10 protein-coding genes are annotated in these 15,292 nt (G+C 44.9%); 7 read left to right on the forward strand and 3 right to left on the reverse strand.

Features of this window, described 5'->3' with window-relative positions; all coding sequences use genetic code 11:
• Positions 1 to 32: 32 nt before the first annotated feature.
• Entirely contained in the window at positions 33 to 1,004 is a 972-nt protein-coding gene (locus tag CALK_RS09975) for a hypothetical protein (protein ID WP_022637544.1), read from the reverse strand.
• Between the two features lie 172 nt (positions 1,005 to 1,176).
• Here CALK_RS09975 and CALK_RS09980 point away from each other — a divergent pair, with 172 nt between their 5' ends.
• From CALK_RS09980 to CALK_RS10000, 6 genes are all read left to right on the forward strand, one after another.
• Positions 1,177 to 3,567 carry a TonB-dependent receptor plug domain-containing protein gene (locus CALK_RS09980; RefSeq protein ID WP_022637545.1) on the forward strand — a complete coding sequence of 797 codons (2,391 nt, stop codon included), beginning with the start codon at positions 1,177 to 1,179 and terminating at the stop codon, positions 3,565 to 3,567.
• A 623-nt stretch (positions 3,568 to 4,190) separates the two neighbouring features.
• The gene (gene ltrA, locus CALK_RS09985; protein WP_052569255.1) at positions 4,191 to 5,414 is read left to right on the forward strand and encodes a group II intron reverse transcriptase/maturase; all 1,224 of its coding nucleotides are present in this window, start codon (positions 4,191 to 4,193) and stop codon (positions 5,412 to 5,414) included.
• A 375-nt stretch (positions 5,415 to 5,789) separates the two neighbouring features.
• Complete coding sequence (adhE, locus tag CALK_RS09990) at positions 5,790 to 8,405, forward strand: bifunctional acetaldehyde-CoA/alcohol dehydrogenase (protein ID WP_022637548.1); 2,616 nt, start codon at positions 5,790 to 5,792, stop codon at positions 8,403 to 8,405.
• A 112-nt stretch (positions 8,406 to 8,517) separates the two neighbouring features.
• A complete protein-coding gene (gene pflB, locus CALK_RS09995) occupies positions 8,518 to 10,782 on the forward strand; it encodes a formate C-acetyltransferase (protein WP_022637549.1) in 2,265 nt (754 codons plus the stop codon).
• A gap of 61 nt (positions 10,783 to 10,843) precedes the next feature.
• The gene (locus tag CALK_RS13375; protein ID WP_204365312.1) at positions 10,844 to 11,014 is read left to right on the forward strand and encodes a 4Fe-4S cluster-binding domain-containing protein; all 171 of its coding nucleotides are present in this window, start codon (positions 10,844 to 10,846) and stop codon (positions 11,012 to 11,014) included.
• Positions 11,002 to 11,580 carry a radical SAM protein gene (locus CALK_RS10000; RefSeq protein WP_022637550.1) on the forward strand — a complete coding sequence of 193 codons (579 nt, stop codon included), beginning with the start codon at positions 11,002 to 11,004 and terminating at the stop codon, positions 11,578 to 11,580. The genes CALK_RS13375 and CALK_RS10000 overlap by 13 nt, the downstream gene beginning before the upstream one ends.
• A gap of 20 nt (positions 11,581 to 11,600) precedes the next feature.
• On the opposite strand, the gene CALK_RS10005 is transcribed toward CALK_RS10000, so the two are convergent.
• Positions 11,601 to 14,081, reverse strand: coding sequence for a cation:proton antiporter domain-containing protein (locus CALK_RS10005; protein WP_022637551.1), 2,481 nt, complete (start codon positions 14,079 to 14,081; stop codon positions 11,601 to 11,603).
• Between the two features lie 225 nt (positions 14,082 to 14,306).
• On the opposite strand from CALK_RS10005, the gene CALK_RS10010 reads away from it, so the two are divergent.
• The gene (locus CALK_RS10010; protein WP_022637553.1) at positions 14,307 to 15,047 is read left to right on the forward strand and encodes a chorismate mutase; all 741 of its coding nucleotides are present in this window, start codon (positions 14,307 to 14,309) and stop codon (positions 15,045 to 15,047) included.
• On the opposite strand, the gene CALK_RS13060 is transcribed toward CALK_RS10010, so the two are convergent.
• The coding region (locus CALK_RS13060; protein ID WP_034637850.1) for a hypothetical protein at positions 15,027 to 15,292 on the reverse strand (266 nt) is incomplete at its 5' end. The two genes, CALK_RS10010 and CALK_RS13060, sit on opposite strands and share 21 nt — an antisense overlap.

Here is a 15,292-nt window from a genome sequence, read left to right on the forward strand (position 1 = left end):
GGGGGCACCGCGTGCATTGATGCAGACCTCAATTAATCTAAGAGATGCGTCCAGTCATGGTGTTCTTCACGAATCAGAGTGCCGGTCTCTGTTCTCAAACGTACCGAGCGTATGAGTGGTTTGTCGTTCTTTGCAAAGATAATCTCCAGCATCGCCTCCTGTTCTCCTTCGTATTCATGTGCAAGATAGAGGGGGAGGTGCATGTGTGTTTCCTGGTGCCATGGGTGTGGCGCAGTCTCTTTTTTAGTAAATGTTCCTTTTAGGAAGATGGATCGATCTGCGTCGTTGTATAGAACTGTCCCTTCGAGGGAGTCCGTTTCCCGTCGAATGTTTCTGTAAGTGCTCGTATTTCCAGAGATATGATCTGGAGATATATGAGTATAGTGGAGTGAGTCGGAATCTATCTGTATGGAATCATGATTGATATGAATATCTGCATGGTATTCTATCTTCGTGTCATAGGTTTTGTGTGCGGTAATTACATCTCTACCGGAAAGATACAACCTGCGTCCTTCCATATCATAGGTGAAGTCGGAGGGGGTTGAAAAAGGAATTGTAAGTGTCGCCACCATCGTGAGATTTGATGTTCCTGAAAAGTGATGCTCTACAAAAAGAGATTCTTCAATTACTTCCTGCGCATGAAGATATAAGGTTACGGTGTAGGCTGTGAGGGAAAAGCTTTCTCTAAGGGAGTCTATGAGTACTGTTGTGGTTGAATCTTTGTAGAGCGTGTCGCCTTCACTGAAAGGGCTTTCAAACTCATCAGAGAACAATGGTGTGGTGTTGAACTGGCGGAGTAGTTTCCTGTGGGGAGGAAGAACATCAAAGTTAATTTCTCCCAGAGTATGGGGAATGCGTGGTGGGATGAGGGCGGCTGCAGTTTCCATATAATAGGCAATCTCTTCAGACTGCGTATCAAACAAGGGGGTATCCCTTGTTGCTTCGGTAGAGTTGCAGCTGAGCAGGAATAAAACAAGGGTGGACAGAAACAGTAGTCCTTTCATAGAAACTCCTGAGGGGAGAAAGAAGGGAGATCTTACGCCTTGTGTAACACACAGGCCATTCGTTTATTACATAAAATATAGTAAAAAATATTTGAAATATGTAAAATCTATGGTAGACTTGAGTTGGTAGTATATGAAGTGATGACTGTATAACAGAGTGAAGGAGTGTTTTATGAGACTGTGTAAAAAACTTAAACCACGTATGAAACATACTGTGCTTGTTTTGGCAAGTATCTTTATGTTGTCCATTGGTTCCATTGGGGCTCAGCCCGGTGGCGGAGATTTAGATTTGTCCGCCTTGTTGAGTATTGTTGTGGAAACCGGTACATTTCTTGAGCTTGATTTGGATCAAAGCCCAGTAACTATGACCTTAATTGACTCAGACAGGATTCGCTATTCCGGTGCTCGAAACTTAAGTGAACTCCTTGAGGTGTATGTGCCTGGGTTTCAATACATGATTAATAAGTGGAACGGTGTTGTCTGGGGCATGCGTGGTGTCACCAGTGATAGAAACGATAAAATTATTGTTTTGATCAATGGACGTAAGCAAAACCTTCAGCATTTTCATGGCTTTGCTACGGAGTATACCCTTGGACTTCTCGGTGATATAGATCGCGTAGAGGTACTTCGTGGTCCTGCAGGGTTGGTGTATGGTTCCGGTGCCATAGCCGGGGTTGTTAATATTGTAACAAAAACCCCTGAAGACTATGAAACTTTTGCCTCGGGTAGAGTTGAAATGAATGAGAAAAACGGCTTTTATGGAACTACCGTTGAAGGCGCCGTATTTAATCGATTTGAAGATGGAAGTGATTTGAGTGTGTATGTTGGTGCGCACGTAAGTGACGGGCATGGACAAAATAGCTCACGCATTTTTGGCTACCATGAAGATTATTTTGGTAGTGGTGAAGACGGAGTTCCTGCGGCGGGAAGTCCTTGGGCAACCGACGGGAATTATCTAGCCAGTGCTGAATACTCGTATCAACGGTTTAATTTCTATACTCGTTTGTCTCGTCAAATTACTCCTGTGGGCGAATATTTTCCCAAGGGGTATCCGGAAGAAGGCTACCACTGGGCAACTCTCCGTTCGCACCTTCGAGATAATATGATGGTGGGAGCTGACTATTCGTGGGATATCGGGGAAGATGAATTTAGCCTCGATGGGTCAATTATTGGAGCAACAAACACCCTTTATATTCGTGAGGGGGCCAACGCAGATGGTCTTTTACAGGCTGCAAGTGAACCGTTCTCTGTGGGTGAGCGTCGGTATGAAATTACTGCAAAGTATCTGATGCGTCGTGTGGAAGATTTGCAGGTTGCCTATGGTATCCAGTATGGTCACTATGACATCGGTGAAAACCTTGCTGGTCGATATGAGGATGGTTGGGGACTTGCAGAAGTTTCCTATGATAACTGGGCATTTTTTACTGAAGCCTACTACGATATTAATGAAGTGCTGAGTGCCGGTGCCGGTGCACGGTATGATAAGCATACTCGTACTGATGGTGTGTGGAGTCCTAAGGCTGCTCTTGTTGTGACCCCGAATGAGCGGGATGTATTTAAATTTATCGTACAGTCCAGTTCAAACAATGCCGATGCTCTTACATACGAGCCATCTCCTACGGCAGAGCCGGGCACATGGACCTATGAAGAAGGTATGTTTTCAGAGTGGAATCCTGATCGCGGTGCACAGGATATTTATCAGCGCGATGAAGATGATAACATTATGATAAATTCAGAGACCGGCGAAAAAATGACTAATTTAGGCAATATTCAAGCTCCAGTATCGTATGTTGACCCTGAATCGTCAGTGTCTTTTGAGATTGCGACCAATCACAGCCTAACTGATCGATTAAGTGTTGCAAGTTCCGCATCGTACAATATTTTGTCCGATCTCTTTATGTGGAACGGCGCACGGTTTCAGACAGAAAATGTCGGTGAATATGATGCCTTTGTATTGGAAGGTGAACTTGCCTATACCAGTGATCGATTAAATGCCGGTATCAATGGTGCTCTCATGATGCCCTTGAATGTTGATACTGCTTCCGTAGAATTTGAGCGTCCTTTTTTCGAACCTGTGTGGAACGAAAATCTCAATGCGTGGGTGCCAACCCCAGTTGAGGGAGAAGATAATATTGTGAGTGAGTCGTCAATGATGGCTGATCAAGTATCTGATGATGGAAGATATTTTAATAGTCTTCATACTGGGACCGTAAAGACCTATATTGATTGGAGTCCCATGGATTTCCTCACGCTTCATACCGATGCTCGTCTCTTCTTTGGATTATGGGGAAGAGAAGGTATTCAGGAGTCCTTTGAAGAGAGCGATGATGCAGAGTTTCTTGGCGTAGCAGATCCGTTCCGTCAGCCCATTGCAAAATGGAATACCTCTGCCCATTTTGATATTGGTGATGATATGGAGCTCGGTCTTTTTGTCTATGATATTTTGGGACAGGATGATAATATTCACTCTGTTCGGTGGCAACAGATGGCTGCTCCGCGACAAGCAGGACTTTTTACAACAGACCAACGAACCTTTGCTATTCAGTTGAAAAAGTTTTTCTAATCTCGGTTCTCCGAGCATAACCGAGGCTTCCTCCTAAGGGGGAAGCCTTTTTTTATGTGCGCCCGGCAGGGCGCATTCACTTGGTGGTGAAAGTCCACTATACACCCGACAGGGGGAAGTATTAGCTGAGCGGCAAGGTTGTCATCGTGAGGTGACTGCTGAAGGAAGTCGAAGGCAAAGCACTGGTCTGACGAACAGGAATCGTATATGAGGCTATCGTATCGGATGAGGAGGCATACATCTCTAAAGTCCAATACCTGTACGGAAGGTACGGTGGTATATACGGCAGACATAAGTGTGAAGGTGAATGCGCATTACCCGGGGAGATCTCATCATGTGCCACTGGCTACGGTCGTTGTGAAGCGATCGGATGCATGGAGAGAAGTCAGCCGAGGACATATTAGCCGTCCGACCAGCGGTTAAGGTCTGAACATTACAGTATGGAGCGAACCATTGACTGTGTATTTGATGATTGATGCAGAAGCCGGAAACGGGCTTACAGAGAAAGATATCCGACGGAATCGGAGACGAGTCCTGTGAGTGCATATACATCAGCATCGGTGAATGATAACTCGTTTCCTGACAGGGGAAATCTTCTCGAACAACTGGTCGATTCAATCAATATGCGAACCGCTTACGAGCGGGTTGTGAAGAATAAGGGGAGTGCCGGTATTGATGGCATGAAAGTGGATCAACTGCGTAACTACCTGAATATTCACTGGTCGCAAATCAAAGAAGAGTTGCTTGCTGGCACCTATCAACCGAAACCAGTTCGTCAGGTAGAGATACCGAAGAGCTCCGGCGGAATGCGCAAGCTTGGCATACCGACCGTGGTTGATCGCATGATTCAGCAGGCAATGCATCAGATTTTAAATCCGATCTTCGACCCCCTCTTTTCTGAAAACAGCTTTGGATTTCGTTCTGGCAGAAGTGCGCATGACGCAGTCCGGCAGGCGCAGAAATTCCAGCATGAAGGATATAGATGGGTTGTAGACTTGGATTTGAAACAGTTTTTCGACGAGGTGAATCATGACGTACTGATGTCGTTGATCGCCAAACGAGTAAAAGACAAAGGAATGCTTCGACTGATTCGGTCATTTCTCCGCTCCGGAGTTATGACTGGTGGTGTCGAATCTCAACGGATTAAAGGGACTCCACAGGGTGGTCCGCTCTCTCCGCTGCTTTCGAATATTCTGCTCAATGAATTTGATCGGGAACTGGAAAAGCGGGGGCATCGATTCTGTCGATATGCGGATGACTGCAATATCTACGTGAAAACCCGAAGGTCCGGTGAACGCGTTCTGAACTCGATAACCCGTTTTCTCGAAAAGCGTCTGAAGCTGATTGTAAATGAAGAGAAAAGTGCTGTTGCCCGACCGTGGCAGAGAACCTTTCTCGGGTTTTCATTTACGAATCACAAGCGGTGTGAAATCCGCATCGCTCCAAAATCAGTTTTGAAATTCGGAAAGAGTATGAAATCGGTATTTCGAACTGGAAAAGGGCGCAATCTGAAACGCTTCATTAAAGAAATTCTGAATCCGAAGCTCATCGGGTGGATCAACTACTATCGTCTTGCAGAGACCAAGGGGTATGCTGAAGGGTTGGATGGTTGGATCAGACGCCACTTGAGAAAGATTCTCTGGAGACAGTGGAAACGCCCGAGAACGAGGTTTCAGAAATTGATGAAAGCAGACATTGCGGAAGAGAGAGCAGTAGAATCTTCTTTCAATAAACGTGGTGCCTGGTTCAATGCGGGAGCGTCCCACATGAACGAAGCGTTTCGGAAGAAATTCTTTGATTATCTTGGTTTGGAATCGCTGCTCAGAAGAGTTCTTGCGGTCAGATGACAGTATTGTAGAGAACCGCCGTGGTACGTGAACCGTATGCCCGGTGGTGTGAGAGGGTAGAGGGAGTAATCCCTCACCCTACTCGATGCGTCTTGGTAGTGAAATGAGGGAAGGCATTGTTCTTCACATGCATCTATATCTTTTACAGCAAAGTTTTCTGCTTACCTCTTGTTAATGTGAAAACAAGACACAATAACATTTTGGGCTTGACAAACAAGCTAAATACAGGGGTCCTGTGAAAAAAATCACCAATTTGCTAAAAATCTGTTGTGAAATTTAGTGCATTAGTTATATTGGTTAGGAAGATGAATAACTTTTTGTATCCTCGAATGGATCGGAAAGTAGTGTTTTATATCCCTGATAGAGGAGGGTGATATGGCTACAGCCAAGAAAGAAGCGAAAACAGACGTTGCTGCTCAAATGGACAAGTTAGAGCGGCTTATTACAAAGGTACAGCAAGCGCAGAAAGAATTTGCCTCTTTTTCACAAGAGCAAGTTGATCGTATTTTCTTTGAAGCTGCCATGGCTGCGAATCATGAGCGTATTTCACTTGCTAAGGAGGCTGTGGAAGAAACCGGTATGGGTATTGTTGAAGATAAGGTGATTAAAAATCATTTTGCCTCTGAGATGGTCTACAACAAATTTCGAACCCTTAAGACATGTAATGAAATTGATCGTGATGAGTCTGCGGGGATTGTAAAAGTTGCTGAACCCCTTGGGGTGTTGGCTGGGGTTATCCCAACAACAAATCCAACATCCACAGCCATATTTAAGTCTTTAATAGCGCTGAAAACACGAAATGGGATTATCTTTTCTCCTCATCCCCGTGCAAAAAAATGTACTGTTCGTGCGGCAAAAATTGTTCTTGAGGCTGCCGTTAAAGCGGGTGCTCCCCGAGATATTATCGCATGGATAGAAGAGCCAAGCATTGAAGGGTCAAATTATCTTATGCAGCACTCTTCCATTGCGGCCATTCTTGCTACGGGTGGTCCTGGAATGGTACGAGCTGCCTACTCAAGCGGTAAGCCTGCCCTTGGTGTCGGTGCGGGTAATACCCCCGTCGTCATTGATGAGACAGCAGATATCAAAATGGCAGTAAGCTCCATTCTAATGAGTAAAACCTTTGATAATGGGGTGATCTGCGCGTCAGAGCAGGCTGTTATTGCTGAAAAATCAGTGTATAATTCTGTGCGTCAAGAATTTCTGACACAAGGTGCGTATGTCTTAAACGCGGATGAGCGAAAAAAAGTTGGCCAGACCTTGTTTAAGGATAATCGGATAAATGCAGAGGTTGTAGGCCAAAGTGCTGCCAAAATTGCACGTCTTGCCGGTATTACTGTGCCTGAAGAAACAAAGGTGCTTATTGCAGAAGTTGAAAAGACTGAATCGGCTGAAGTTTTTGCTCATGAGAAGCTATCTCCTGTCTTGGCAATGTATTCTGCAACGGATTATACCGATGCTTTTGAAAAAGCACATCGCCTTATTGAATTGGGTGGGTTAGGACATACCAGTGTTCTTTATACCTCTGATAAAAACAGCATGAGAATCAATCAGTATGGCTCTCTTATGAAAACGGGTAGAACCTTAATTAACACTCCCGCGAGTCACGGGGCAATTGGAGACATTTATAACTTCAATTTAGCGCCTTCGCTCACCCTTGGGTGTGGAAGCTGGGGGGGCAACTCTATCAGTGATAATGTTGGCCCAAAACACTTAATAAATGTTAAAACCGTTGCCATAAGGAAGGAAAATATGCTGTGGTTTCAAGTGCCAAATAAGGTTTATTTCAAACGTGGTGCTCTAGGAGTGGCCTTGGAAGATCTGGCTGAAAAGAAAAAGGCCTTTGTTGTTACCGATCGATTCCTCCATGAAAACGGGTATTGTGAATCTCTCTTGAAGAAACTTCGTCGTCTTGATATTACCTATGAGGTATATAGTGATGTAGCCCCTGACCCCACCTTGGCCACAGCAATGGATGGTGCAAGTAAGTTAAAGGCCTTCGATGCAGATCTTATTATTGCCATTGGCGGTGGGTCTCCCATGGATGCTGCTAAGATTATGTGGCTTCTCTATGAACATCCTGAAATTGATTTTAAAGATCTTGCCATGCGTTTTATGGATATTCGTAAACGGGTGTACAAATTTCCTAAACTTGGTGGTAAAGCTGAGTTTGTTGCTATCCCAACCACCAGTGGTACTGGGTCTGAAGTGACTCCCTTTGCGGTTATTACTGATGAAAAAACCGGGCAGAAATACCCCATTGCAGACTATGAACTTACTCCTAACATGGCCATTGTTGATGCGGATCTTGCAAAGGATATGCCTGCTTCTCTTACGGCATTCTCTGGTATTGATGCCTTAACACATGCTTTGGAGGCTTATGTAAGCACTCTGGCAACGGAGTTTACATCTCCCTTGGCTCTTGAAGCAATTCGCTTGCTTTTTGAATATCTGCCCCGTTCATACAAAAATGGTGGGGAAGATATGGAGGCTCGCGAGAAGGTTCACCATGCATCTAACATGGCAGGTATGGCCTTTGCCAATGCGTTCCTTGGTATTTGTCACTCCATGGCGCATAAAATGGGTGCAAAATTTCATTTGCCCCACGGCTTAGCCAATGCCTTGCTGATTAATGATGTTATCCGTTTTAATGCTACTGATGCCCCGCGTAAAATGGGAACCTTCTCTCAGTATAAAAATCCAGAAGCAAAAGCTCGATATGCACGTATTGCTCGGTATATTGGCTTAAGTGGAGCGGATGATGCGGCCTTAGTGGAAGCGTTAATTGGAAAAATTACAGAGCTGAAACAGCAGTTGGATATTCCTCTTACAATTAAAGAGGCAAAGGTTGACCGAGATGCCTTTTACGCTGCCTTAGAGACCTTGAGTGAAGACGCCTTTGATGATCAGTGTACCGGAGCCAACCCCCGGTATCCATTGATGAGCGAATTGCGTGATATTTATAGCGCTGCCTACGAAGGAGTTAAGTAGAAGTATTCTTGTTGTAGAACACCTCCTCTTCGCGGAGGAGGTGTTTTTTTACCTGGATTGTTTGACATATCTAACAACGTGTTGTATTTTTCTTTTTTTGAGCGAGGTACCAATGCTAAAAGCACTGATGATAAATGAAGAAGAGCTGCGGAATACTTATTCAGGATTTACCGTAGGGCACTGGACCGAACGAGTCGATGTCCGTGATTTTATCCAGAAAAATTATACAGAATATCGGGGTGATGCTTCGTTTTTGACCTCCCCAACGCCTCAGACTGTCGCCTTGTGGGATCAGGTTCTTTCTCTTCTTAGTGAAGAAAGTCAAAAAGGAGGCACTCTTTCAATTGATACGAAAACCGTTGCGGGGGTTGATGCGTTTCCCGCCGGATATATCGATCGAGACAAAGAAGTTATTGTGGGGCTACAAACTGATGAACCCCTCAAACGTGCTATTATGCCTCAAGGAGGAGTTCGTACGGTTGCAAAAGCATGTAAATCATATGGATATGAACTTGATCCTGATGTGGAGAAAACCTTTAGTGCGTATCGTAAAACCCATAATGATGGGGTGTTTTCAGCGTATACCCAAGAGATTCGGGATGCACGCCGAGCTGGTATTATTACCGGGTTGCCTGACGGCTACAGTCGTGGACGCATTATTGGTGATTATCGCCGGGTTGCTTTATATGGTGTTGATCGTCTTATTCAAGATAAGCGTGAGCAAAAAAGTTCTGTAAAAACAGCGGTGATTACGGAAGATACGATTCGTGCACGGGAAGAGCTGGACAGTCAGATTAGTTCCCTGAAAAAATTGATTACCATGGCCGAGTACTATGGATTTGATATTTCACGACCAGCACAGAGTGCACAAGAGGCTGTACAGTGGACCTATTTTGCCTATCTTGCTGCGGTGAAAGAACAGGATGGGGCCGCCATGAGTCTTGGGCGTGTTTCTGCATTCTTAGATATCTATTTTGAACGTGATATGGCAGCAGGCATCTTAACAGAAGAGGCTGCTCAAGAGATTATCGATCATTTTGTTATGAAGTTGCGCATGGTTCGCTTTCTCCGAACACCGGACTATAACGAGCTTTTTTCCGGAGATCCGACGTGGGTAACTGAATGTGTTGGGGGTATGGGGGTGGATGGTCGTTCCTTAGTGACGAAGACAACCTTCCGTGTGCTTCATACGCTCTATAATCTTGGTCCTGCGCCGGAGCCGAACCTTACTGTACTGTGGTCTCCCAATCTTCCTGAAGCGTTTAAGCGGTTTTCTGCCCGTGTTTCCATTGATACCAGTTCCATTCAATATGAGAATGATGAGTTAATGCGACCGTATTGGGGAGATGATTACAGTATTGCCTGTTGTGTTTCTGCTATGAAGACAGGTAAGCAAATGCAGTTTTTTGGCGCACGTTGTAATTTGGCAAAGGCCTTGCTGTATTCCATTAACGGTGGGCGTGATGAGCTGAGCGGAGTGCAGGTTGGCCCTAAATTTGAAGCTATCCAGTCGGAATACTTGTCGTACGACGAGGTTGTTGAGAAGTTTGACTATTTCCTTGGATGGATTAGTAATCTCTATGTGAATGCCTTGAATATAATTCACTACATGCATGATAAGTATAATTACGAGTCCCTGCAAATGGCCCTTCACGACAAAGATGTTACTCGTACCATGGCCTGTGGCGTAGCAGGACTTTCTGTTGTTGCCGATGCACTCTCGGCAATAAAGTATGCTAAGGTTCGCACGATTCGAGACGAAGCAGGATATGTTATCGATTATGAGATTGAAGGAGACTACCCTAAATTTGGTAATAATGATGATCGGGTAGATACCATAGCCTCAGATCTCGTAGAGCTTTTTATGGATAATATAAAAAAGAACAAAACCTACCGTGATTCATATCCTACCATGTCTATTCTTACCATTACCTCTAATGTGGTATATGGTAAAAAGACGGGAAATACACCCGATGGCAGAAAAGAGGGCGAGCCCTTTGCTCCGGGAGCAAACCCCATGCATGGACGTGATGAAAAGGGAGCGGTGGCTTCTATGGCATCGGTGGCAAAGCTTCCGTATGAATATGCACAAGATGGTATTTCCTACACCTTCTCCATTGAGCCGCAGTCATTGGGTATGGATGCTCAGCAGCGGGAAGAGAATTTGGTTTCCCTTCTTGATGGGTATGTTATACAAAATGGACACCATATCAATATCAATGTTATTGATCGGGATATGTTGTACGATGCCATGGAGCATCCAGAGAAATATCCACAGCTAACCATTCGTGTATCTGGCTATGCGGTAAATTTTATCAAGCTTACACGAGAACAGCAGCTTGATGTTATTAACAGAACGTTCCACAGTAACATGTGAGTACCGTAACAGGTACGGATTAAGGCAGGCTGGATTCCGGTCTGCCTGTTGGTGAGGAATTATGGAATTAGCAATACACTCTTTTGAGACCATGGGAACTGTAGACGGTCCGGGGCTTCGTACGGTCGTGTTTTTACAGGGATGTCATTTGCGATGTGTGTATTGCCATAATCGTGATATGTGGCAGATGGAGAAGGGGGGCGTTCTTGCAAAAGTGTTGTGGATGAGATAAAAGCGTATCGCCCCTTTTACGACTCCTCCGGTGGCGGTATTACTGTGAGTGGCGGAGAGCCTTTATGTCAAGCTTCGGCTGTGGCAGAGCTTTTTCGTCTGTGCAAAAAAGAGGGTATTCATACAGTTATTGATACTTCAGGGGCTGTTAAACTCACTCACTCCGTAAAGACGGTGTTGCAATATAGCAACCTTGTTATTCTTGATGTAAAGCATATCCGTTCCGCAGCACATCATGCGATTACTGGTATGGGTAATGAGAAAACCCTTGCCTTTGCTCGCTATCTTGAGGAGGTGGGTATTCCCTTTTGGGTGCGTTATGTCGTCGTTCCGGGATACTCAGATGCAGAAGAGGATGCAGTGCTCTTGGCTGATTTTCTTGCTCCTTTTACCAGTCTTGAACAAGTCTATTTACTTCCCTATCACTCCTTGGGTGAACATAAATGGAAAAGTATGGGGGTTACATCACCCCTGCACGGGGTAGCTCCTCCTTCGCAGGATTGTATGGGCCGATTGAAAGAGTGTATGATTTCACGCGGGATCTCTTCGGTTTCTTGTAAGACCTAGGACCTTGCTTTTTTCTGTGTTCATAGATGGGATGGCGTGTCTTTTTCGTGGGAAATCTTCAGGTGAGAAATGAGGCTTTCAGCATCGGCATATGTTTCTACTGCTTCTTGATTTTCTTTTTGTGCAAAAATTCTTGCTATACGAGCGAGGGTTTTAAGATGTTGTTGCGCATCACCGTAAAATGGGTTTAAGACGATGATCAGAAGCCGTACTTTTTTGTCGATGGGAGTAAGTGTTTCTGACTTTTCTTGATGAAACAAAAAGACACGGGGGGTTGTCACTGTGCAGGTATGCGCATGGAGTAGTACGATCCCTGGTGATATTTCTACAGGGTACGCTTCTGCACATGACATAAGAAGGCCGAATAGCTCCATGCTGTCTTCTTTTGAAGGTGAAATGTTTTCGGCAAGTGCGGTGAGAACTTGGGGCAAGGGAGTCCCTGTTGGTTCTTGAATCGGTTCAAAGAACGGGGGTGGTTCCGTGGTGTTTTCTGAGGTATCTCCAAATGGGAGAGGGGTCAAGGGGGTATAGAGGAGGAGCATGTTTGTATGAGGGAATTTCTCGGTTATTATCTCAGGAAATCGGTCTACTGCGGGCGACCAAAGAAGCCCACGATGCCGTTCAAGAGCGGTGAGTATTGTATCTTCATGGGTAAGATGGTTTAGAATACTCTGTTTAATACTACTCCAATTACGGTGTGTGTGAATTGTTGTTTTTACCGCAGTTCCCAGAATATCTTCTATTTCATCATAAAAAGGGTGTTCTTTTGAGGCAACGGTGTAAACTTCCATGGATACTCCAATCTGCTGGGAGAGATTTTTTGTTTCCATGAGGATAAGGGTACGATCGGGTCGTTCTTCAGTTAAGGGGGGAAAGAGCAGAAAGAGGCGTTTTGTTGTAGAGAGGGGACGAACTATACGGGCAAACATAAGGCGGGTTGGACAGGTATCCACGAGAGATCCTGATATGGAGCCGAAAATTCGTGATGAAAGCCGGTGTTCTTCAGACCATCCAGAAATAACTAAGCTTGCCCTAATTTCCCGTGCGGCAAGGGTTATACCGTCTACGGGGTTTTGGGTAAGGCGCATCTCCGGGTGAAGATGATGCTCTGCTCCGGCTGCGTGGTTCATACAGTATGCAAGAAGCGATTCACCACGGCTAACCGCTTCATCTGAGCTTCCGTCGTCAGTAACCACAGAAAGAGGATGTACCTCGTACGTGCTTTCCTTATGGCGATAAAGAAAAGCAAGGTCGAGTAAGTGAGATGCGGATGATGTGTGCGTGACAGGAAGTAAAACCCGTTCTTCCTTCGGTGGTGTAGCTTTTCCAGTATCAAGAGAAAGGGCATAGGTACGCCCGGCTCGTTCAACAAAAAAAGACCCCAGGGGACAGGTGACAAGTATCATTGCCATGGTTCCGTTTAAAACGGTTGAGTCAAAAATTCCTAGTTCAAAGCCAACCATTGCAGCGGCAAGTGTCGCTGCAGCTTGGGGAACACTGAGGCCGAACATGAGAGGTATTGCCGCTGGAGGGTATGAAAAAATGGTTCCTGCCACAAGACTTGCAAGGAACTTTGATACAATTACCGTGAGGGTCATCGCTGCAGCTACGGTCATACTTGTGGTATCTCCAAAGAGTACGGCCGGACTGATGAGCATTCCCGAGGAAAGCAGAAAGAAGGGGATAAAGAGAGTGTTTCCAGCAAATTCAATCTTATTCATCAATACACTCTGCTCTGGAATAAGACGACTGAAAGCGATGCCACAGAAAAAAGCACCAATAATAGGTTCAAGTCGGGCCCAATATGACAGATAAGAAAAGCCGCAGGTGAGAGTAAACACAAAAAGAAATTGCATATTTCCTTCTTCTGATACTGTGCGAAAAAAGCGTCGTGTCAGAAATGGTATGAGTAGTAAAATGGCTGAAGAGAGGATGAGAAGGCCACCAAAGATGGTAATCCAGAAAAATACCCCGGGGGTTGAACCACGTGCCGTGTCGGCAATAATGGCCAATACAATTAGGGCAAGAGTATCGGTAATTACCGTTGCTCCTACGGTAATAGAGACAGGCTCACTTCGTGCGATACCGAGGCGTGTAGCTATGGGGTAGGCAATAAGCGTGTGGGAGGCGAACATGCTTGCAATAAGTATGGATGCTCCCAAGGAGTAGTCAAAAAAGGTGTAGATAATAACGGTGCCGCCTATTTGCGGGATAGCAAAGGTGGTCAGTCCGAATATGCCGCTACGATGTCCATTTTTTTTAAACTGGAAATGATCAATTTCTAAGCCTGCCAAAAACATTATGTAGATTTTTCCAATGTCGCCATAGAGTTGTACCGCATCTCCTCGTTCAAGAAGGTGAATTCCGTTTGGGCCTAAGATGGCACCAAAGCCGAGAAGGAGTACTAATTCTGGGATACGTATTCGCCGTGCAAGTATTGGTGATATAAGGATGAGTGCCATGGTAAGGGTAAATTCTGCCAAGGGATGCTGAACAAGCATGGAAACCTCGAATGAAAAGCTCTACATACGGTATTATGAAACAAGAGTATACCTTGTATTAGCACGAATTGCAACACCTTTTTCCACTGCAAAAATAATGATAAAGAGGTTATTATATTCACGTATAACAATAAAGAGTGCGGCATTTCACCGTTTCGCTTTCACGGGGGGATATCGTAATTTATTTTAGGTGTAATCTAAAACTATATAAAGGATGTTTTTCCTATGGAACTTCGTTTGCAAGACATTGCAAAACAGTTGGAGGCTCTTGAAGATACCATTATTTTTCGGTGTATTGATCGTGCTCAGTATGCCCAAAACCGTGCTGTCTATGAAGAAGGACGTTTCGATTTTCGCTGGAGCAATGAAGATTCTCTTCTTACGTATAAGCATCGCTTTTCAGAGGAAACAGATGCTGTTTTGGGACGGTTTCGAGTGCCTGAAGAGCGCCCCTTTTTCTCCGAGCTTCCCGAACCGGCAGAGTCCCTCAAGGATACCACCGATGTGGGCCTGTATATTGAAGACTACAATAGCATAAATGTTACAAAAAAAATACGCCAAGCCTATCTCGATGATTTTGTGTTTACAGGCCTTTCCAAGAAAGATGACGGTGAGTACGGTACAACCGTTGAGCTGGATATTTTCTGTCTGCAGGCTCTCTCCCGCCGTATCCACTTTGGCGCTTTCTTTGTTGCGGAAGCGAAGTATCAAGCAGATCCTGAAGTGTATGATGCTCTTATTATGGCAAAGGATCGTACAGGGCTGTGGGAACATCTGACACGCCAGTCCGTGGAGAATGCTATTCTACAGAGAGTAGAGGAGAAGGTACAAAAGATACAAGAGGTTTCAAAGCCTGACGTTCGTGTTCGAATTGCTCCACAAGTACTGACTGCATTTTACAAAAACCACATTATTCCTCTTACCAAAGAAGGGGAAGTACAGTACTTATTGAATCGGGTGAGATAAGCCGCTTGAAAGAAGTTCTGATGCAGCTTCTTGGGTGGTAATATGTCGTCCCTCGGTATGTTTAATATCTTCACGATACGAAACAACTTCCTGCATAAACACAAGTAGTTTTTTTGCCAGGGTGGCAGACTTTTTATCTAGACGTACTCCCCAGAGACGAGGATTACCGCTTTTTTCGCCGATACGAACGACAATTCCTGAGAAGAATATTCCTTCCTGTCCCAAGGAAATACTGAGAGATACTT

Source organism: Chitinivibrio alkaliphilus ACht1 (genome assembly GCF_000474745.1).
In the GTDB taxonomy this organism is placed as follows: Bacteria; Fibrobacterota; Chitinivibrionia; order Chitinivibrionales; family Chitinivibrionaceae; genus Chitinivibrio; species Chitinivibrio alkaliphilus.

Coding starts and splice junctions, on each gene's coding strand:
- CALK_RS09980 (WP_022637545.1), top strand. CDS start 1,177: ATGAGACTGTGTAAAAAACTTAAACCACGTATGAAACATACTGTGCTT.
- CALK_RS10005 (WP_022637551.1), bottom strand. CDS start 14,081: ATGCTTGTTCAGCATCCCTTGGCAGAATTTACCCTTACCATGGCACTC.
- CALK_RS09975 (WP_022637544.1), bottom strand. CDS start 1,004: ATGAAAGGACTACTGTTTCTGTCCACCCTTGTTTTATTCCTGCTCAGC.
- pflB (WP_022637549.1), top strand. CDS start 8,518: ATGCTAAAAGCACTGATGATAAATGAAGAAGAGCTGCGGAATACTTAT.
- CALK_RS10010 (WP_022637553.1), top strand. CDS start 14,307: ATGGAACTTCGTTTGCAAGACATTGCAAAACAGTTGGAGGCTCTTGAA.
- adhE (WP_022637548.1), top strand. CDS start 5,790: ATGGCTACAGCCAAGAAAGAAGCGAAAACAGACGTTGCTGCTCAAATG.
- ltrA (WP_052569255.1), top strand. CDS start 4,191: ATGCGAACCGCTTACGAGCGGGTTGTGAAGAATAAGGGGAGTGCCGGT.
- CALK_RS13375 (WP_204365312.1), top strand. CDS start 10,844: ATGGAATTAGCAATACACTCTTTTGAGACCATGGGAACTGTAGACGGT.